The sequence below is a fragment of the Chryseobacterium phosphatilyticum genome (assembly GCF_002899825.2).
In the GTDB taxonomy this organism is placed as follows: domain Bacteria; phylum Bacteroidota; class Bacteroidia; order Flavobacteriales; family Weeksellaceae; genus Chryseobacterium; species Chryseobacterium phosphatilyticum.
The window spans coordinates 705,019-723,892 of record NZ_PPED02000003.1 but is presented as its reverse complement, the minus strand read 5'-3'; the positions used below and the strand labels follow the sequence as shown (position 1 = coordinate 723,892).

The following is an 18,874-nucleotide window of genomic DNA, read 5'->3' as shown; positions in this document are numbered from 1 at the left end:
CAGATTGCCCTTTTTTATTTATATCTACTCTTCTCTATTCACCAGTTCCATGGAAAATGCAGGAAGACAAATGGCAAGATATTCACAAGGTTCAGAAAACGGATTACTGTAACGGATTCTGGCCCCTTTTTCAATTAATATACTCTGTCCTTTTTCCAGTATCACAATTTCTCCTTCTATTTCAAACTGCTTTTTCCCTGAAATAATATACGTAAACTCATCAAATTCGGGAGTCTGATGGGGCTCGCTCCAATCCGGAGGGGCCACCATATGAGCAATAGATACATTGGAGTTTCCTGTAGAGTTTCCCCAATGCTCCTCAATAAGCTTTCCATCTGTGGTGGGAACTACAAATGGAGATTTCTGAATTTTATATTTTTTCATGCCCAATCTTCTTTCTGGATTTCATAGACAAAATTCGTTCTTGTAGGCTCTGCAAAATAAGCCACCTCTTCTTCAGCGATTTTCTGACCCCCTAGTCTTTCTAATGCTGTTTGTGAGCGGAAATTTTCTTTTCCGATATGAAAATGAACTTTATTTACATATTGGAAAATGTAATCCAGCATCAATTTTTTGACTTGTGGATTGATCCCTTTTCCCCAGGACTTTGTACCATAAAAAGTATACCCTACAAAAATATGACTGTCATTTTCATCAAAATTATAGTAACGGCTGCTTCCCAGCACATCTCCGGTAGCTTTATCAATAATTTTAAAAGCTCCCTTACTTTCCATCGCTCCTTGAAAAAAGTTCTCAAAGACTTCTCTTTTATATCGGTCTTTATTGGGATGCTGCTCCCAGACTTTCGGATCTGATGCTACTTCATATAAAGATTCAAAATCCCCTTGCTGTAAGGGGATTAATTGAAATTGATCATTCTCTAAAATAGGTTGAATAGAAAAATTCATTGTTTAACTTTTTTTCGTAGAGTCTGATTCTATTTTCTTGATTTCTTTCAATTTATCAGAAATCTTAATTACTGTATCCAGTTTATTTGGCTTTAACGGAACCTCTGCTTGTGCCATATCCCATTTAATCACTAAGTTTCCTGAATTTTCGTCTGTAGGGTTCAGTGTAATTTCAAACCATTCCTGCTTGTCAGCTAATTTGCTTACAGGTACAGTAACATCTACGACATCCTGTTTAGGATCATACGTATACGCTCCCCACTGTTGGAAATCTTTATTCAAGATAACTTTCCATTCTTTTTCTGTAGGAACAATGAATAATCCATACGTTCCTGCCTGAACTGTCTTTCCTCCAAAATTAACGGCCTGGCCAAATGTAATTTTTGTAGAAGAGTTGGCTCCCGCTCTCCAAACCTGTCCGTAAGGAACAAGATCACCAAAGATCTTACGTCCTTTCACTCCAGGTCTACCATAGTCGATAGAGATTTTAGACATAGAAAACTGCTGTTCAACCTTCTGACGCGGACTTGCTGCAGGTACTGAATAGTCCTGTGCAAAGCTGAATGCTGAAACTGATATGCAAATTGCTGCTAATAAATTTTTCACGTGTAAATTTTTGCTTAAAATTACAAAAATCAAAATAAAATAGCTTTCTCCCGGTTCAATAATTTTTCATTTTCAGATTGAGCGTATATCAGATTCCAGTAGTTTTTGTTTATTAATCAATCAGCGTAAATTTATTGAAGGACAAAAGCAGGCATAAAATCTTGCTGAAAGGGTTTTAAAACAAGATGGCCTTTTCCAGCTCCAGTAATTTTTGCTTTCTCCAGATTCCGCCTCCGTAACCAGTTAACTGTCCATCACTTCCAATAACGCGGTGACACGGTATCAAAATAGATATTTTATTACATCCATTAGCATTAGCCACTGCCCTTACTGCTTTGGGGTTTCCGAGAATATCAGACTGTTCCTGATAGCTTCTTGTTGTACCATAAGGTATTTCCTTTAAATTATCCCAGACCTGTTTCTGAAACGCAGTTCCCACCGGAGAAAGAGGAACTGTAAACTGAGTTCTTTTTCCTTCAAAATATTCGTAAAGTTGTGTTTCCAACGTAATAAAATGGGGATTCTCTCCTTGTATGATATTGGCATTAGACTGTTTTGAAATATCTTTTAATTCTGTAGGAAGTGCTTTTCTGTCTGAAAATTCCAGCAGACAAATACCATTCTCATCAGCACAGGCAATCATGGTTCCAAGCGTTGTCTCTATTCTTTTAAGATCGATAATTTTTTCCATCGTATTATTTTTTGGTGATACCCCGAAAATGTTTTTAAAACTTTCGTTGAAACCGCTGAGACTTTCATATCCCAAATCAAAAGCTACCTCTGTTACCTTTTCTCCCTGTTGCAATTTTTTAAATGCTGTATTCAGTTTAAACATCCTCTGAAAAGCATGAAAGGTAATCCCGTGATGCTTCAGAAACCATCTCCGGATAGTGGCAGGTTCCAGTCCTCTTTTTACCAGATCATAATCTTTAAGTTTCAATGACGGATCTCTGGAAATTTCCTGCAGTAAATCATTAATATATGTGGGAGTAATGTCAGGATTTTCCAGAGGTTTGCATACTTTACAGGGACGATACCCCTTCAGTAAGGCATCTTTTGTATTGGAAAAAAACTCTACATTCTGAAATTTGGGTTTACGGGCTGTGCACGTCGGCCGACAGAATATTCCTGTGGTTTTTACTCCCATCCAGAAAATCCCTTCAAATGAAGAATCTTTATTAAAAGAGGCTTCATACATTATTTTTTCTGTAAGTTCCATGACTAAGTAAATAGGACAGCAAAGCTATGATTATCTGTTATATTTTTAATTGTGTCTTCCAGCTCTCTGTAAATATGTCTGTTTAGAAAGCCTCCGGAAGTAATTCTTTTTACACCTAGTCGCTGAAGGGTTTTAAAATCCGGAAGATCAGGAAGCCCCATTACATTGACAGGAAGAGATGTTGCGCTCACTGCTGTTTTGATATCATCTTCAGCAGTTATTCCCGGAATAAAAATACCGTCAACCTGAAGTTCTTCAAACAATCTGATTCTTTGTAAGGTTTCCTCCAGTGCATTTTCCATTCTCAATAAAAAAGGATCTGTTCTTATATTCATAAAAATTTCGCTCCTCCTTTCTTTCAGTTTTGAGAGAATATCTTTTAGTCTTTCAAAGAAAATCTCTTGATCCAAGAGCATTCTTACTCCCTCTTTCACGTAGGAATCTTCCAGATTAACTCCCACCACTCCTATGTCCATAAGTCCTATGATATTGGATACAATCCTCTCATTCGTATCGCCATAGCCGGATTCCAGATCAACAGAAAGAGGTATGGAAACGGACATTTTGATTCTTTTAATGATATAAAAGTATTCTTCAAAAGCCATCTGTTCTCCGTCGTCATATCCCAAACTCAGAGCCACTGCTGAACTTGAAGTAGCCAATGCTTTATATCCAAGCTTTTCATAAGCTTTTGCACTTTGAACATTCCATACATTACCTAACAATAAGGGATCTTCACTATGATGTAAATTTTTAAAAGGGATCATTATTTTTTTATTCAAATGTAGGGATACTGCAAAGTCACATACAACCGAAAAATAAACAACCATTTTTTAATTGAAAGTCAACCATGAAAAATAGAAAATGAACAGAATTCTTGTGCTGATCTTGAAAACTATCAGAATCTGTATATTAAAACAGAATTGCTTTTTCCAGTTCCAGTAGCTTTTGTTTTCTCCATATCCCTCCGGCGTACCCGATCAATTCGCCATTGGAGCCTATCACGCGATGACATGGGATCAAAATAGCAATTTTATTAATACCATTGGCTGTTCCCACAGCCCGGATTGCTTTGGGGTTTCCTAAAAACTCAGATTGTTGTTTATAGGTTCTTATTTCTCCCATAGGAATCTCCCGGAGGAGTTGCCATACTTTTTCCTGAAATTCGGTTCCGGTAGTATATAAGGGAACCTCAAAGCGGGTTCGCTTTCCCTCGAAATACTCGCTCAGTTCATGTTCTAATAGTTTAAAATGAGGATGATCTTTTTCTACAATTTCAGCATTCAAGGATTTTGACAAGGATTTAAACTGCTTATCAATATTTTTTCTGTCCGTAAATTCAAGCAGACAAATGCCCTGTTCTACAGCACACGCCACCATATCTCCCAATGGAGTTTTTATGATTTTTTGATGTATGATTTCCATTCATTTAAAAGTAATAATTTTCTGAAAATCATTCTTAATTTTTAAGTTGTTTTTAAAACTCTTTTGGCTTGTGCAATATGTCTTGCATTATGAAAGATCACAAAACGGAAAGTATCTCCTAACTTCAGTTTGATCCATCTGGAAATACTTACCCCTGTTTTTACCTTTTCGAGATCAACATTCCTTGCTGTCCATAACAATTCAAGCAATTCTTCTTGTTGTTTCACGAATTTCTCAATAACCTTTTTATCCAATTGGGTGTGAACAGGATTCATTTCTTTAATGGTTTTCATGCTATTCAGCTTTTCTTTTGGCTGTATCATCTTAACAAAATAGTTACCAAGAAATCCGGGTCTAAAAGTAAGTTGAGGATCTTTTCCAGTTGCAGAGATATGGCGGTTGATTTCTGGAATATAAAAATCACCATATCGATTAAGGTGCTCCAGGCATTCCAGAGTACTCCAGCTGTCAGCAGACATTCTATTGTTTAATTCTTTCTCCGGTCTTATCAATAATGTTTCAGCAAAATGCAAGTGCTGTTGGGTCATCTCGATGAGCTCATCTAATAATTGTGAAGTTGAAATTGTCATTATCTTTTTTATGCAAATATCTATATCCCTTTCTTGTTAAATCTTGATTGAGCTCAAGATTTTTTAAGTCTGGATAAAGTCTCGGCTGACATCCTGAGATAATTGGCAATATACTTATTCGGAATTTCCTGGAACAGCTGCGGACTCCTTTTCAACACCCTTTGGAAACGTTCCCGGGGTGAATTGATCAGTAAATCTTTCTCTCTTTCCAATTGCTGTAAAACCAGATCTTCAAGAACTTTAATCCAAAAATTCATATTTTCCTGATCCGATCTGATAAATTCATAAAAATCGTTTTTCGAAGCAATCTGCACCGTTGTTTTTTTTATCGCCTGAATGAAAAGGTCAGAAGGCTTTCCCGATAGGAAAGAATCCAGTGAAACAACAATATTCCCCTTATATCCGAAACGGATAATTCTCTCTTCCTTTTCATCGTTCATAAAAATGATGACACTTCCCTTCTCGATATAATAAATCTGATGGTCTGTGCTTCCTGAAATTTTCAGAAATTCATTTCTTTTGAATTCTCTTTTTTCCCAGTGAATTCCACCTTGAAGTATTTTTTCAACCATTTTGCCTTATTATTTGGAGTTTCAAAGATAATGGGTAATTTTAAGGTTTTAAAACACTAATCACCCATAATGCTCAAAAAAACAAGTTTTTTACTCTTGCTTTCTCTCGGCTTTCTTACAGTAAGAGCTCAGCAAACGATCCCTTTCCGGATCACAAAGGACAATACAATCATTCTGAAAACACGGGTCAACAAAAAAGATTCATTAGATCTGATGTTTCAGATTGCCATGAAAGATGCTGCTATTTCTCCTGAACGCAAGCGGAAAGCTGATCATATTGTTTTCAATAAAGATGAAACCAGTGATGACAATACGGTTGAAACCGGAGCTTTATCTCTGCAAAACATCCGCTTTACAGACAATCAGTTGGCGGGAAGAGAAGCAGATGGAAAGATTGGAACGGTACTTTTCGAAAAAAAAGCTTTTAAAATTGATTATGACAACAATCAATTTGTGATTTATGATCAACTACCGGATTTAAAAGGATATCAACCGGTTACTGTTTTATATGATCAGGATGCTTTTTATATTGCAGCCGATAATGTGATTGACGGCAAAAAACAACAGGAAGCTTATTTTGTATTACAATCAGGATATTCGGGAGGGATATTGTACAGCAATGATTTTTCAGAAGAAAAAGAGCTGGACAAAAAACTCAAAATTACCGGAGAAAAAACATTAAAAAATTCTGCAGGAAAAAGCCTGGTTACCAAGCAAGGTATCCTTCCGTTTTTTAAACTTGAAAGTTTTGTATTTAAAAATGTACCTGTAGGATTCTTCTCCGGAGAACTTAAGACACAAAATGTAAGTTATTTTGGTACTGATATGCTGCGAAGATTCGTCTGGATCTTTGATGCAGACAGAAAAACCGCTTATATTAAGCCCAGCAAATATTTTTCAGAACCTTATTACAAAATCAATTAAAAAGGATATTATTTATGAAGAAGAAAATTACAATCGCTTTATCCCTTATATTTTTCCAACTGGCAGTGATCAGCTGTAAAAAAGAAGAAAAAAAGCCCATTGAAACAGTTATTAATACTCCTAATGATTCTGTAAAAACAATAAAAGCAGCGGAAGAAAAAATAGATTATAAAGATTTTACGATCTATAATGTCACTGTAATTTCCTCAGGACAGAAAGATATCTTTTCAGATGTCTTTATTTCTGTCTCAGATATCTACAAGGATCCGATGCCTATACAAGAAGAGGTCTTTAAAAACCAGAAAAATGTTTCTCCTGATGAAGTACGGTATATTGAACTTGATTCCAAGCACAGAAGAAAAATGCTGGACGGTCTCCACCTCACGGAGAGTGATTCACTGTATGTTTACAACTATCAATTTAACAAACTTCAGAAGATCCCGCTAAATAAACTAAAAGCAGTCGCTTATTTAGACTTCTATTCTATGGAAAGCGAGGAAGCGGATCCTGGCTCATACATGGTAGGGTTCCAGGTTAAAGCTCATCAGCCTCAGGGTATTAATAGCCAATATGAGAATGCTGTCGCTTATTTTGGAAATAAAAACCCTTTTGTGGAAGGCAAAATGCAAGCTATTGAATGGAAAAAAACAGGTGCTGATATTTCAAAAAAATACTTTACTCATTCAAAACTGAAACCGGGGAATACATTCCAGGCTCAATATGAAAATCTCAATTATTATCTGCAGGATTATGTGGAGAATGAAGCTGTAACAGAGCGAAAACTGGTTGTCATCAATGAAAAAAATGAAAAGATATTTGAAAAAACAATTAGCAATGCGGGTATGGATGCTGAATTGGCTCCGCTTAACGGAATAGATACTGATGCAGCCAATACGATTCAATGGACGGGTTATCTTTTCAAAGGAAAACCACCTGTGTTTTTTGGGTTTATTGCTCCCTACGCCGGTTGTCCTTCTATTAGTTTTATAGATAAGACTGAGAAGGATTTCATCATTAATTGCGATAACAGACATTAGTGTAAAAAAGTAAATAGGAATGAGATGGCGGAAAAGTCTTGCAAATAGACCAGCTATATTCGTCATACAATAACATCAATTGGAACGGGCTAAATCCCGTTCTTTATTTTATCAATCATCTGCTGGCTTTAGCCAAAACTTATTGCTAAGCATCTCCAAAAAAACAAAACCACAAACTGTATATAGCTCATGGTTTTGATTAAAATCTAATTATTTACATTTAAACTCTGACGTTGTCTGATCTATTTCATTGTAGGATATAATTTATTTTTAAGATTGATAAAATAGGTTTCAGATTCTTTAAAATCATTACTTTTCATAAACTTAATGATGGTATTCAGATAGGCTTCTGAAGGGGTAAATTCTGCTCCTGTTTTTTCTGAAAGTCTTTTATAATCCTCTTCGAGCAATTCCGGATTTTTGGCAAACTGTTTAATATTGGTTCTGAAGCCATTAAATATAAACTTTAACGCCTCATAATTTCCGGGATATGAAACTGTTCCGTGAGTTTCTCCTTTAAAAAAGCCGTGTTTATAGTTTAATGAACCATTTTTCTCAACAATTTCTTTAAATTCTTCGATTGCCTGTGTCATATCGGAATTCCAGTTTTTTTGCTGTTCTTCATTATCTGCCTGAGAAACGTAAAGAGATTTCCCTGCAGGAAATTTTTTATTCTTTTCAAGATAATCTTTCGTTTTAGTAATCATGATTTTATGATCCCACCACAAACTTGGGTCATTGGCTACATAAGCATTAAAATAATCGGGATGTGTAAGGAGGGTATTTACGGCAAACAGGCCTCCAAAAGAATGTCCTACCAAAACAGAATATTCCTGAGTTCTGTAATTTTTCCGGATAAACGGTTTCAATTCATCCTGAAGAAATTTCACAAAGTTTTCGCTTTCTCCACTATCAGCAAAAAGAGTAACCGCAGGGTTTACGGGACTTTTCTTTTGAGATTTTGTAGGAGTGAGATCTCTTGTTCTCTCAGTATTTTTTATGCCTACAACAATACATTCAGGAATATCTGCATAGGGAGTTCTGGCAATAAAATCAGTCAGTCCTGTATAATATTCAAAATTGATTTCTCCGTCAAGCAGATAGATAACAGGATAATTTGCTGGATTAATGGTGGCGTCATGATACGTTTTCGGAAGATGAACCCAGACTTCTCTGTTTTCATTTAAAACTTTAGAGAATAGGTTCTGCTTTTCTCCTATTGTCAGCTTTTCCTGGGCTTTACCCAATGTAAAAACCAGAAATACAGGCAGATATAAAAACTTAAGCCATTTGTTCATGTTGCGTATCTTTTCTATGTTGATGAATATTCTTAATTTCTTTTGTCTTTTTGGGTGATTTATTTCTTCTTCCCCACCAGATCAGGAAACCGGTAACCGGAAGACTGGTACAGATAACTCCAATGACGAAGGTGAAGATTTTTCCGAACATTCCACCCCAATACCCTACATGCAAGTCAAAATTCATGTGTTCTATCACTTCGTGCATCAGGACTTCTTTCGGGTATTTGATTTCATCTCCGGTATATTTATTTACTTCCCTGCTTTTTCCTTTTGTAATGCTTTTCAATCCGATAAACTTAGCAGCAACAACATTATAAACTGTAGATGAATCATTTCTCGGAATACTCATTCTAATCTGTTTTGCGTCGGGGATTTCTTTGAAATTTCTGTCTATAAACTCAGTAAATGACAAGGCTTTTTTATCAGGATCAAATTCAGGTTCGTATTTTTCAGCAATTGTATGGGCATCAGCAACTCCTCCAAAAGCCTGTTGGGTAAGATCGGTTAAAACCTTATAGGCCATAATCAATCCGGTAATGGTAATGAATACTGCCGGCAACAATGAATAAAATCCAAAAACATTATGAAAATCATAGTTCTTTCTCCTCCATTTTGTACCTGATTTTATTTTAAAGGCAGTCGTTCTCGTTGTTTTGTTCCATTTTTTGGGCCACCACAGAATAAGTCCCCCGATTAATTGTATAAAAAAGATGATAGATGCTACTCCTACCACAGTTTTTCCAAATTTTCCGGCTAGGAGCTGAGCGTGAATATGAGCTATTACATAGAAAAATTCGTAGCTTTTTGTAGAACCTATCACTTTTCCTGTATAAGGATCAAGGTAATGATAGGCAAATGTTCCTCTGGGACCACGCCCCTTCCCTTTTGGCTTAGCCTCTTTTTCTTTATTTTTATCTTTTGGAGGTTTGGTAGCAGAAGCGATCCTAAAACTTCTGTCAGCTTCTTTATAAGTATCAAAATAAAACGCTCTTCTATCCGGAACCTGCTTCTGGAACTGAATCAATAATTCTTCAGGACTCATTTTCTTTGTGTTGACGGGAGCCTGAACGTATTTGGCACTTCCGCCACACCAATCTATAATTTCGTCACAAAAGACAAAGACTGTTCCTGATAGGGTAACAGTCAGTACAATAATTCCGGAAACAAGCCCGAGCCAGAGATGCAGCCATCCTGTAATCCTCTTGGTCAGGGACTTTCCTTGTTTTTTCTTTGGGTTAGTTTTTTTGTTCTCCATATCTCAAGTATATTATAATGGTTGGAAAACACAAAGACGCAAAGGTTTTTCCAGCATATTTGTTTTTAAGGTGTGAGAAAATCAAATATTTTCAGCAAGAACATATCAAGTTCTTCTATCACAGTCTTAAAAAGAGCGTCTTTGCAGTCTTCCAACGGGCTATAATCTCATTTGTTTTTCAATTAAAATTTAAAGGCAAAATTGGCAAGGATCTCTCTTGGTTTCTGTGGCTGGCCATAGAAGTTCCAGTACATCTGATTCAAAGCATTATTCATTTTCAGACCAATTCTGTACTTCTTTTTATCATAGAAAACAGTAGCTCCTACTGTTGTGTAAGAAGGGGCAAGAAAATGATTAGTGATATTAATATATGTTTTGTCAACAAAATTAAATCCTGCTCCAAATCCTAACCCTTCATAGGCTCCATCCATGATTTTATAACTGGTCCAGAAATTAGCAACATGTTTGGGAGACCACGCACTTCTTTTTCCCGCATCTTTACTTCTGTCATCAAATTTATTATCATTGAAACCGTATCCGGCAACGATATTCCAACCTTTAACCGGATTGGCGACAAGGTCTACCTCAAATCCCTGGTTTTTAATATTTCCATCCTGAATATAAAGCCCCGTGATTCCTGAAGGATCCGCCATCAGTCGATTTTTAATCTTCATATTGTAATAACTTATGGTGGTCAGTAACTTCTTACCTAATAAGTCTAATTTAAAACCTGCTTCAAACTGATTTCCCTGCTCCGGTTTATATTCAATATAAGTATTTCTACTGGTGTCTCTTGGATCTACTGTTGGAGCCACATTTTTAAATCCATTGACATAATTGGCAAAGAATGAAATCTCGTTTTTAATGATCTCATATACTAATCCAAACTTAGGGGCAAATTGAGTCTGTGTATACTTTCCCTTTCCTTCTACCCCGTTTGAAATAATATTATCATTTTTATAGTTATCCATTCTCAAACTTGCCATCACCAATAGATTATCAGTAATATTAAGGACATCAGATGCATATACACTGAATGTGGTTACTTTATTGATATCATACATTGTTCCGCTTCTTGGAAGTCTTTTCACAACATCTCTTGAGATGGAACTCCATGGAGCGCTTTCATCCAACATAACGATGTCATTGCCTTTAGGTGTCCCATAGTCGTCGGTAAATACACCGTTTAACGGATATGGGGCAAAAACTGATGAATTGCTTCCCACCTTAAACATGGGATACTGATTTTTACTGGTCTGCTGGAAATAATCTATTCCTACAACCAAACGGTTTCTCAGTTTCCCAATTTTAAAATCTCCGATAAAGTTCTGTTGAATATTATCAGTGGTTATTTTATAACTATCAAAAGGGCGGATGCTCCTGCTCACAGAATTATTATTCAAATAGTTCAAAACTAAAAAGATAGATTCATTTTCATTTGCTTCCCCTCTTTGATAAGAAGTTCTGGATGTCCATTGATCATTGAATTTATGAGTTAGTTCAGCCATGGTTACAAAATTGGTCCTTTTTGACCCTATGTCATTGCTGGTAAAAGACCTGTCGTGAGCTCCGGCAAGATCTTTCATTGAGTGAAGGGTTAATTTTTCAGATTGCCTTACATAAGCATTCAGTGTCTTTTCCGGAGCATGAAATTCAGTGTCTAACGTTACTGTCGTTTTATCACTTACTTTATATAAAATGCTTCCTGAGAAAAAGACTCCTTTATTGTATCCTGCATCCTGAAAAGAATCCTGGGAATAAGCAGCTACATTAAATCTGGCAAGTGCTGTTTTTTCCTTGTTCAGAGGAGTATTCACATCAGCTGTAATTCTGTTCATTCCCCAGCTTCCTGTGGTGTAGTTGATAATTCCACCAAAGTTTTCCTGCGGCTTTTTAGTAATTACATTCACTACGCCTCCGTAATTTGCCAGAGTTCCTCCAAATAAGGTTCCGGAAGGTCCTTTAATTACTTCTACCCTTTCAATATTGGCGATTTCTGATTGTACTCTTGGATTTTGTGTTAAGCCGTTTCTAAAACTTGCATTGGAGCTGAAACCTCTCAAAAAAATATCATTTCCACTATCATTCACACTATTGTTTACTACAACACCCGGAGCAGAGGCCATCGCCGTATTAAAATCTATTGCTCCCATTTCGCTGATGATTTCTTTTGGGACAAGGTTATAAACGGTGGGATTCTCAAGGTTTTCTAAGGGTAGTCTGGCTACTGATTCGGATTTTTTAGTTCGGTAGTTGTGCGTTCCCTGTAGGGATACTGACTGGATTTCAGAAACTTTAAGAGTGTCACTTTCCTGTGCACATAGCATGGTAACTGCTAATAAAGATGCAGAAATAATAGTTTTTTTCATTTTTATAATTAAGCTTAGTAGCACAAAAGTACTTATTTTTATTAATTCTAAATAAAAACATGATGCAAATCATAAATTAATCCCATTGCAAACCCCATTAATAAAGGGTTTATCAGAATCAAAAAAATGATGCCCTTCTTAATTATAAATAACACTTCAGATCATCAGAGATTTAATTTTTTTCATGTATCTTGGGTATTATGTATGTTTGATAATAGATTCTAAGTACTATCGGAGAACATGAGTCTTTTTAAAACAGACTGGTATGAGAAAGCTTATACATGGTTTAAACACAGTAAAATTGTATAGAAAATATAACAGAACATGAATAACAACATTCAAGTGATCATTCAACAATTTCTTCAGTCTCTTTCGGAAAGAAATCTGACAGAATTAATCCATCTGTTTTCTGAAAACGTAGATTGGTACATACCCGGAGATGAGCAAAAAGCACCATGGCTATGAGTAAGAAACAACAAACAGGAAGTATCTGAATTTTTTGAATTATTATGGAAAAATACAGAACCAGTTTCAGCAAAAATTGATAACATTTTCACTGACGAACAGAACGCAGTTATTACAGGAGAATTTGTGACAAAGATGCTTGAAACCGGTAATATCGTAGAATCTTTGTTTTGTATACAGATGGGTATCCATAACCATAAAATTATACGTTACAGACTGTTGGAAGATAGCTGGGCTGTTTCAAGATCTTTATCCAGGTAATTCAAGCTATTTGTACTATTAAAATGTAAAAGCGAAAAATTTTTCTTTCGCTTTTTATATTCCTGTAGATGCCATCATCGACATATAATAGTTGGCACAATGCAAGGCGTTAATTAAGACAATTTCTTTATCCGGAAAAGTTTCAAAGGCATCCGATGTAGTGAAATGATATTCATAATTCATCAGGTTCCATTTGAGATGGGGCTTGATGACCATCAATTCAATTCCTGCCTGATCGGTAAGCACAAATGAATCTTTAAAAATTCCCCGATGTTTGAAAAGATACCCTTGTTTTACTCCGTTAAAATAGGTCTGCACCACAATTTCTCCGTTCCAGTTCATCCTGAATTTTAAGAGTACTTTTTCATTGTCTTTCAATTCAATTGTAGTTCCCCAAAAACCTTTTGGCTCAATCTGGTAGTGTTGATGATCTGCAGTTTCAATTTCAGCATTAAATGTAAACCAACTTTTGTAAGTGAGTTTTCCTGTCAATTGATTGTCTTTTATGATTTCAAAAGATAAAGAACTGTTTGATTTTGCAAAATATTCTGCCATGGTTTTATTGTATGTTTGGTGGAAATTTTATTAGTTTTTAAATCGCATTAACAGCTTGAATTTTAACGCTCTAATTTATAAATAAATTGGCAAAAAAGGAATCTAAATTTAAAACCCGTTTTTTCGCGCATGTTTTAAAGAAATACAATAAGATTCAGAAAACTTCTGATGACTCCCGGTTCATTTTCTGATTCTCTTTTATCAAAATTTCAATGAAGAAAAAAGAAAAGATTGTTGTTCAGACATTTCTATAAGCCAATTCAGTAACAAAAATCACATCTATCTGATTTACAATAATTTAAAATAGAGACCACCTTATAAGATGGAGCGACAAGGTCAAATATCCCCTGTATTTTTGTCTCATTAATCTTGAAGAATTAACACATCAAAACAATTGAAAACTAAAACACATGAACAGATATTATATTGTTTATTTCAGTCTGTTATTATTTTTATTAACGGCTTGTCGGGAAGACGAATTTGATAAGGCACTTGTCAGAGAATTTACGCTCAGCTCAGCGATTAACGGAAGTAATTATCATATAAAAGTTGCATTACCCAAAAACTATCCTTCTGCTACAGAATATAAAACCATTTATGTTTTGGATTCAAAATGGGATTTTGATCTTGTGGCAAGTGAAGTACAAAAGCAATCACAGAATTTTCACCATGATGATATTCTGGTTGTAGGAGTCGGATGGGGAAATGACCGTTTGGATGATTACCTTCCTGTTCCCTTTAAAAGTGGAAACGGTCGTGCAAATGAATTCGTAAAGGTTATTAATGATGAATTGATCCCAAAACTAGAAAAAGAATTTCATGCGGCTGATTCAAGAGAAGACCGCGTAATTCTGGGACATTCTGCAGGAGGATTGTTCGGTGTATATTGTTTTACCAATTACCCTGATATTTTTGGTAACTATCTTTGCTTAAGCCCGTCACTTTGGATAGGAGATCAGATTGTTCTCGCTAATGAAAAAAAAAACAGAATTGCGAACCAAACCAGAAATGGTAGATTCTTTTTAGCGGCAGGTGAACTTGAAGAAAGCGGAATGCAACCTCCCATAGAAGCACTCCGACAAATCCTTGGCCAGTATTATAAAGGCTTTGCCCAGGAATATAATAGGGCTAAGGGATTGGATCATCTGGGTTCTAAAAAACCTAATATCAAAAAGGCTATCTCTTTTTATTTTCAACAACTTTAATACTTTTTATGCGTTTGCCATTTATTCTTTTTTTGAGCATTATCTCCTATGCGCAGGCACAGGATTCTATCAAACCAAAAGCACTTCTTGAAATAAAACCTGCCATCGGGGCAACGGGTACCCCGTTAAAATCTACCGTATCGATAATGATTCTCCATTCGCTTGATCATAGATTTTCAATTGCGTCACACTCCATGCTTAGTTTTTTGTTATTCAAAAATACTCCAGACTATATTAAAACCAATTATAATTACTCATTATCACAAAAATTAGGTATAGGGTATTCTCTCTATGGAAAAAAAGGGAAAACAAGACATACTTTACTTGCTCTGGGAGGTATCAGACATATTGCCTTTAAAGAAACGATGGAAAATCCTGATCTGGATAAAATAATAGTGAGTACCCACAGTACTATAGCAGATTATGGCCTGATGTATGAGTTTTCAATGGGAAAAAAAAGATATACATTCGATACAAGACTTTATTGTCCATTGAGCCCAATCCGATATTACCCTCAGGGAACTTTATCAAACTTGGTGTATCTTGAAATGGGGATAGGCATTAAATTATACCGATAAAGAACAGATCAATGACAATCCCCGGAGAGAAAATCCAATTAATCGTTTATCAAAAAAAGATCATTACAGCCTTTTATTTGCTATTTTTACTTTTTGATTTGTTATAATAATGGCAACAGGCTGGCAACTTATTTACGTAGCTGGGATTTCAATATCGCTTTTTCTTTTCATTATGTTGATCAGTAAGCGGCAAAAAACCGGTGCCGACAAGATTTTGAGCATCTGGTTATTTTTTGCTCTGGTGCATTTGATCTTTATCGCATGGTATGCTTCAGGACTGGCCTATAAAACTCCTGATCTTGTGGGATGGGAATTACCGTTACCATTCCTTCATGGTCCTTTTTTATACCTGTATATTTTGTTTCTGAGCTGCCAGCACCACCACAAATGGCTGTATTTACTTCATTTTATTCCAGCTATATTGGTGGCCATCATATTGGCATTTGTTCTCCCGGAAGTACACTCAAGTACTTATGCATTATCGGCTTTTACACCTCTATTTCATGGAATGGTTACCGCTATTATGATTTCAGGTGTAGTGTATGTGATCCTATCACTTATACTCCTTAGCAGGCATCAGCGGAATATTGCAGGACAATTCTCCAATACAGATAAGATTACCCTTAGCTGGATGCGATACCTTATTTCGGGAATGGGTGTGATCTGGATTGTTGTGATTTTTATACAGTCGGCACAAGCTCTGTATATTGCTGTTGCATTATTCATCTTTTTTATCGGGTATTTTGGCATCCGTCAGACAGGTATTTTTTCAAATACATCCTTACCGCATGAAGTACTTCTTCCGGCAGTGCTTGAAACGGCTGCTCAGCCAAAAAAAGCTGATCATATTACAGAAACGGCTGACCGCATAAAGTATGAAAAAACAAAAGTGGACGAAAACAAAGCATCTGAAATTCAGGCTGAATTGCTGGTTTTAATGAAAGAACAGGAATGTTATAAAGACCCGGAACTTACTTTAGGAGATCTTGCCGGAATACTGAATATTACACCAGGCATTCTTTCCCAGGTTATCAATTCAAGGGAAGGGAAAAACTTTTATGATTACATCAATACTCTCAGGATAGAAGCTTTCAAACAATTGCTTCTACAGCCCGAAAGCCGGCAATATACCCTGTTGTCACTGGCTTTTGAATGTGGGTTTAATTCCAAAACCAGTTTTAACCGGAATTTTAAAAAAATTACGGGGATGTCTCCCAGTGTTTATGCCAGGAATCAGAAGATCGATATACCATCCGAAAATTAGCCAGATCGTTTAACCTTTAAAAAAATCAAAACCTCGGTTTAGCACCGTCCTTTATTGCTTGTTCAAGAACGTCCCTATTAATATCTTTCAAAGCTTTGAACTTAATGCAATATCCTGTTACCGTTGCTTTGCCTATTCTTTTACCATACATTTGAGGGAGATGGTTTTTATCGTCGATTCCCATGATGTAGACTGAAATCCCGGTTGTATTGGCACTGATGCCGATACGATAGAATTCTTTGGTTGTACCGTCGGCATATTTCATAAGGTAGGATCCGTAACCGATATTAGGGTTGGAAACCAATTTACCCTGTTCATTTTTACCATCCAAAAACCATAATTTACATGAAGGTAAATTTTGTAATATGCGTTCATGAAGTTCCAGCATATCATTACGTTTGGATTCCGGCTGAAGTTTGATATAGTTTTCTATTTCGTGTGGGATGCTCATACTACAAAAGATGTACTTTTTCTCTATTTTCTTTTTCCAAACAACCATTTGGGTATTTCTTCCGTCAATAAAAAAGGAATCGTAATATTATTATGATTGAGGTGGGTGAAGGTAGTGAAAGTTAAGTTCGGATTTGAAGCCATTTTCTTAAATAATTCAACACTTCCACTATACGGGTTTTCGTTGTCTTTTTGCCCATGAATCAGCCAGATGTTTTTCCTGTTTATTTCTGATAAGTTTGAAAAGTCAGGAACAGCAGCGATAGATACCATAGCAGCAAACAGATCAGGTTGAAGATTTAAAAGATTCTGTGCTGTAGAAGCACCCATAGAATAGCCCATCAGATAAATTCTGTTCTTGTCTATATTGGGGTATTCTTTTTCAATATTTCTGATCAATTCAAGCACAGCAATAGCTTCATCTGACGGTTTTGCCGTTTGAATATCGCCTGCTATATTTTCATAATTGGAAGAACGTTTGCTGAATTGTGGTGCTATGACATAGCATGGATATTTGCTGTAAACATCATCTCTCAACCAGATTCTTGCCAACGGTTCCAGTTGGCTTTCATTATCTGTTCCGATTCTTGTTGAATTATGAAAAGTAAGAATCAAAGGATATTTTTTCGTACCGATATTATTTTTCGGAGTTAAAAGCCTGTAAGGGATTTGTAAATTATCTTTTGAAAATATCTTTTTTCGAAAAGGCTCAGCATTAAGACTATTTACTATTTTCCGGTTGCTGACAAACATCAGGGTATCAACTTTGTCATCCCGGAACTCTTTTCTTTGAGCAAAGATTAAATTTGCACTAAAAACTAAAATAAGAATTGACTGTAGAACTTGTTTTTGCATGGTATATTTAAATAATTTACATTGGCATTGGCTTATGTTCATTTTCACTTCACTATATTAAGTATTTCCAAACCAATATTTCCATTTTTCCTGATCAATTCCAAACTTTCCCTGCCACCATCTGGCCGGATAACCCACATCATCATTTCTAATAGGCCTATGCTCTCTTTCGGGATAGGTAACGAATTTTTCATCGTATCCAAAGTGCATATCATCATGTAAAATGCCAATTACCCCTAAAATTTCCAATACGTCTTGTCGCTCCCCATCATTGGACTTAAGTATTTTGGAAATTTTCTTTTTGAGTTGTGATATTCTGTCATTGGGATCAGCAGTTTCAATTATTTTTCTCAGCTCGTCTAATATCTTATAATCACTGTCAGCCGGTTTCACAACCGGGAGTTTCGGGAATTGCTCTACATCAAATAAGACCTGAATTAAATTATCAAAGCAAGGTCCATCATTATATTTAAAATAATTGATGGTATTGAATTCAACAGGGTCTTCAAATTCATATGTATGAAGTTCACAAATTTCGCAAATTCCCTCGTTAGGTTCAGGACTTGGCGTAAAGTTATGTTGTATTAAAGATTTCCCTATACAATAACTCGATAAAAACGAACGGTACTCCAACTGTCTTGTACTTAAACTGTAAAGAAAGGCGTTTATCACGTCTTGTTTTTTAATTTTAGCAACAGCTGTTTTAATTCGTCTGCAAATTTCGTCGTGACTGATGTTTTCCTGATCAAACATTACCGAAAACTTTTTTGCATACTCAAAATCTTCTTCCGTGATGTATTGCATATAGGTATCCCATTCAAACCAGTCACGCAAGCTTTCTTTCTGGGCTTTTTTTATGGTTTCTAGTAAAATTTGTATTGCTCTTTTATCCATTCTTCATTGCTTGTTAAGGATTGTAAATAATATGAATCTTGTTCCACAAGTACTATTGTAGTTTTTCATAATAATGATTTGAATCAGCGTTCAGCATAATCTTGGGGTTTTGAAATATTTTATTTAAAAAATAAGTATGGT

Annotated in this window: 21 protein-coding genes; 6 read left to right on the top strand and 15 right to left on the bottom strand. The window is 35.7% G+C overall.

The window, feature by feature from the left end:
* Positions 1 to 24: 24 nt before the first annotated feature.
* The 8 genes from C1631_RS15180 to C1631_RS15145 form a co-directional block, all read right to left on the bottom strand.
* Positions 25 to 384, bottom strand: coding sequence for a cupin domain-containing protein (locus tag C1631_RS15180; protein ID WP_103249648.1), 360 nt, complete (start codon positions 382 to 384; stop codon positions 25 to 27).
* Complete coding sequence (locus C1631_RS15175) at positions 381 to 908, bottom strand: GNAT family N-acetyltransferase (protein WP_103249649.1); 528 nt, start codon at positions 906 to 908, stop codon at positions 381 to 383. Before C1631_RS15175 ends, C1631_RS15180 begins: the two co-directional genes overlap by 4 nt.
* A 3-nt stretch (positions 909 to 911) precedes the next feature.
* On the bottom strand, positions 912 to 1,514 hold the full coding sequence (locus C1631_RS15170) for a DUF2911 domain-containing protein (protein WP_109713143.1): 603 nt from the start codon (positions 1,512 to 1,514) through the stop codon (positions 912 to 914).
* A 175-nt stretch (positions 1,515 to 1,689) separates the two neighbouring features.
* Positions 1,690 to 2,733 carry a bifunctional transcriptional activator/DNA repair enzyme AdaA gene (locus C1631_RS24535; protein WP_109713141.1) on the bottom strand — a complete coding sequence of 348 codons (1,044 nt, stop codon included), beginning with the start codon at positions 2,731 to 2,733 and terminating at the stop codon, positions 1,690 to 1,692.
* A 2-nt stretch (positions 2,734 to 2,735) separates the two neighbouring features.
* The gene (locus C1631_RS15160; protein WP_109713139.1) at positions 2,736 to 3,500 is read right to left on the bottom strand and encodes an isocitrate lyase/PEP mutase family protein; all 765 of its coding nucleotides are present in this window, start codon (positions 3,498 to 3,500) and stop codon (positions 2,736 to 2,738) included.
* A gap of 145 nt (positions 3,501 to 3,645) precedes the next feature.
* Complete coding sequence (locus tag C1631_RS15155) at positions 3,646 to 4,158, bottom strand: methylated-DNA--[protein]-cysteine S-methyltransferase (protein ID WP_109713137.1); 513 nt, start codon at positions 4,156 to 4,158, stop codon at positions 3,646 to 3,648.
* Between the two features lie 41 nt (positions 4,159 to 4,199).
* Positions 4,200 to 4,748 carry a DinB family protein gene (locus C1631_RS15150; protein WP_103248343.1) on the bottom strand — a complete coding sequence of 183 codons (549 nt, stop codon included), beginning with the start codon at positions 4,746 to 4,748 and terminating at the stop codon, positions 4,200 to 4,202.
* Positions 4,749 to 4,801: 53 nt separating this feature from the next.
* Positions 4,802 to 5,320, bottom strand: a complete 519-nt coding sequence (locus C1631_RS15145; protein WP_103248344.1) for a Crp/Fnr family transcriptional regulator — start codon at positions 5,318 to 5,320, stop codon at positions 4,802 to 4,804.
* Between the two features lie 69 nt (positions 5,321 to 5,389).
* On the opposite strand from C1631_RS15145, the gene C1631_RS15140 reads away from it, so the two are divergent.
* Positions 5,390 to 6,244, top strand: coding sequence for a hypothetical protein (locus C1631_RS15140; RefSeq protein ID WP_109713135.1), 855 nt, complete (start codon positions 5,390 to 5,392; stop codon positions 6,242 to 6,244).
* 14 nt (positions 6,245 to 6,258) lie between these two features.
* A complete protein-coding gene (locus tag C1631_RS15135; protein ID WP_109713133.1) occupies positions 6,259 to 7,281 on the top strand; it encodes a hypothetical protein in 1,023 nt (340 codons plus the stop codon).
* A 242-nt stretch (positions 7,282 to 7,523) separates the two neighbouring features.
* Here the strand turns inward: C1631_RS15135 and C1631_RS15130 are convergent, their stop codons facing one another.
* The 3 genes from C1631_RS15130 to C1631_RS15120 all read right to left on the bottom strand — a co-directional run bounded on the left by C1631_RS15130 (position 7,524) and on the right by C1631_RS15120 (position 12,206).
* Positions 7,524 to 8,579, bottom strand: coding sequence for an alpha/beta hydrolase (locus tag C1631_RS15130; protein WP_109713131.1), 1,056 nt, complete (start codon positions 8,577 to 8,579; stop codon positions 7,524 to 7,526).
* Positions 8,563 to 9,837 (bottom strand): PepSY-associated TM helix domain-containing protein, encoded by a 1,275-nt coding sequence (locus C1631_RS15125; protein ID WP_109713129.1) that lies wholly within the window; start codon positions 9,835 to 9,837, stop codon positions 8,563 to 8,565. Before C1631_RS15125 ends, C1631_RS15130 begins: the two co-directional genes overlap by 17 nt.
* A gap of 182 nt (positions 9,838 to 10,019) precedes the next feature.
* Positions 10,020 to 12,206: a TonB-dependent siderophore receptor gene (locus C1631_RS15120; protein WP_109713127.1), complete on the bottom strand. Its 2,187-nt coding sequence runs from the start codon at positions 12,204 to 12,206 to the stop codon at positions 10,020 to 10,022.
* A 324-nt stretch (positions 12,207 to 12,530) separates the two neighbouring features.
* Between C1631_RS15120 and C1631_RS24110 the strand changes: the two genes are divergently transcribed.
* On the top strand, positions 12,531 to 12,671 hold the full coding sequence (locus C1631_RS24110; protein WP_165828309.1) for a nuclear transport factor 2-like protein: 141 nt from the start codon (positions 12,531 to 12,533) through the stop codon (positions 12,669 to 12,671).
* A gap of 315 nt (positions 12,672 to 12,986) precedes the next feature.
* On the opposite strand, the gene C1631_RS15115 is transcribed toward C1631_RS24110, so the two are convergent.
* Positions 12,987 to 13,487, bottom strand: coding sequence for a hypothetical protein (locus tag C1631_RS15115; protein ID WP_109713125.1), 501 nt, complete (start codon positions 13,485 to 13,487; stop codon positions 12,987 to 12,989).
* A gap of 410 nt (positions 13,488 to 13,897) precedes the next feature.
* Between C1631_RS15115 and C1631_RS15110 the strand changes: the two genes are divergently transcribed.
* The 3 genes from C1631_RS15110 (at position 13,898) to C1631_RS15100 (ending at position 16,534) form a co-directional block, all read left to right on the top strand.
* Positions 13,898 to 14,692: an alpha/beta hydrolase gene (locus C1631_RS15110; RefSeq protein WP_109713123.1), complete on the top strand. Its 795-nt coding sequence runs from the start codon at positions 13,898 to 13,900 to the stop codon at positions 14,690 to 14,692.
* A gap of 8 nt (positions 14,693 to 14,700) precedes the next feature.
* Positions 14,701 to 15,270 (top strand): hypothetical protein, encoded by a 570-nt coding sequence (locus tag C1631_RS15105; protein ID WP_109713121.1) that lies wholly within the window; start codon positions 14,701 to 14,703, stop codon positions 15,268 to 15,270.
* A gap of 109 nt (positions 15,271 to 15,379) precedes the next feature.
* Positions 15,380 to 16,534, top strand: a complete 1,155-nt coding sequence (locus tag C1631_RS15100) for an AraC family transcriptional regulator (RefSeq protein WP_103249805.1) — start codon at positions 15,380 to 15,382, stop codon at positions 16,532 to 16,534.
* A gap of 25 nt (positions 16,535 to 16,559) precedes the next feature.
* Here the strand turns inward: C1631_RS15100 and C1631_RS15095 are convergent, their stop codons facing one another.
* From C1631_RS15095 to C1631_RS15085, 3 genes are read right to left on the bottom strand one after another with little or no spacing between them, the layout of a single operon-like run.
* Positions 16,560 to 16,985, bottom strand: coding sequence for a DUF1801 domain-containing protein (locus C1631_RS15095; protein WP_109713119.1), 426 nt, complete (start codon positions 16,983 to 16,985; stop codon positions 16,560 to 16,562).
* A gap of 23 nt (positions 16,986 to 17,008) precedes the next feature.
* Complete coding sequence (locus C1631_RS15090; protein ID WP_109713117.1) at positions 17,009 to 17,839, bottom strand: carboxylesterase family protein; 831 nt, start codon at positions 17,837 to 17,839, stop codon at positions 17,009 to 17,011.
* A 57-nt stretch (positions 17,840 to 17,896) separates the two neighbouring features.
* The gene (locus C1631_RS15085) at positions 17,897 to 18,733 is read right to left on the bottom strand and encodes a hypothetical protein (protein ID WP_109713115.1); all 837 of its coding nucleotides are present in this window, start codon (positions 18,731 to 18,733) and stop codon (positions 17,897 to 17,899) included.
* Between the last annotated feature and the right edge of the window lie 141 nt (positions 18,734 to 18,874).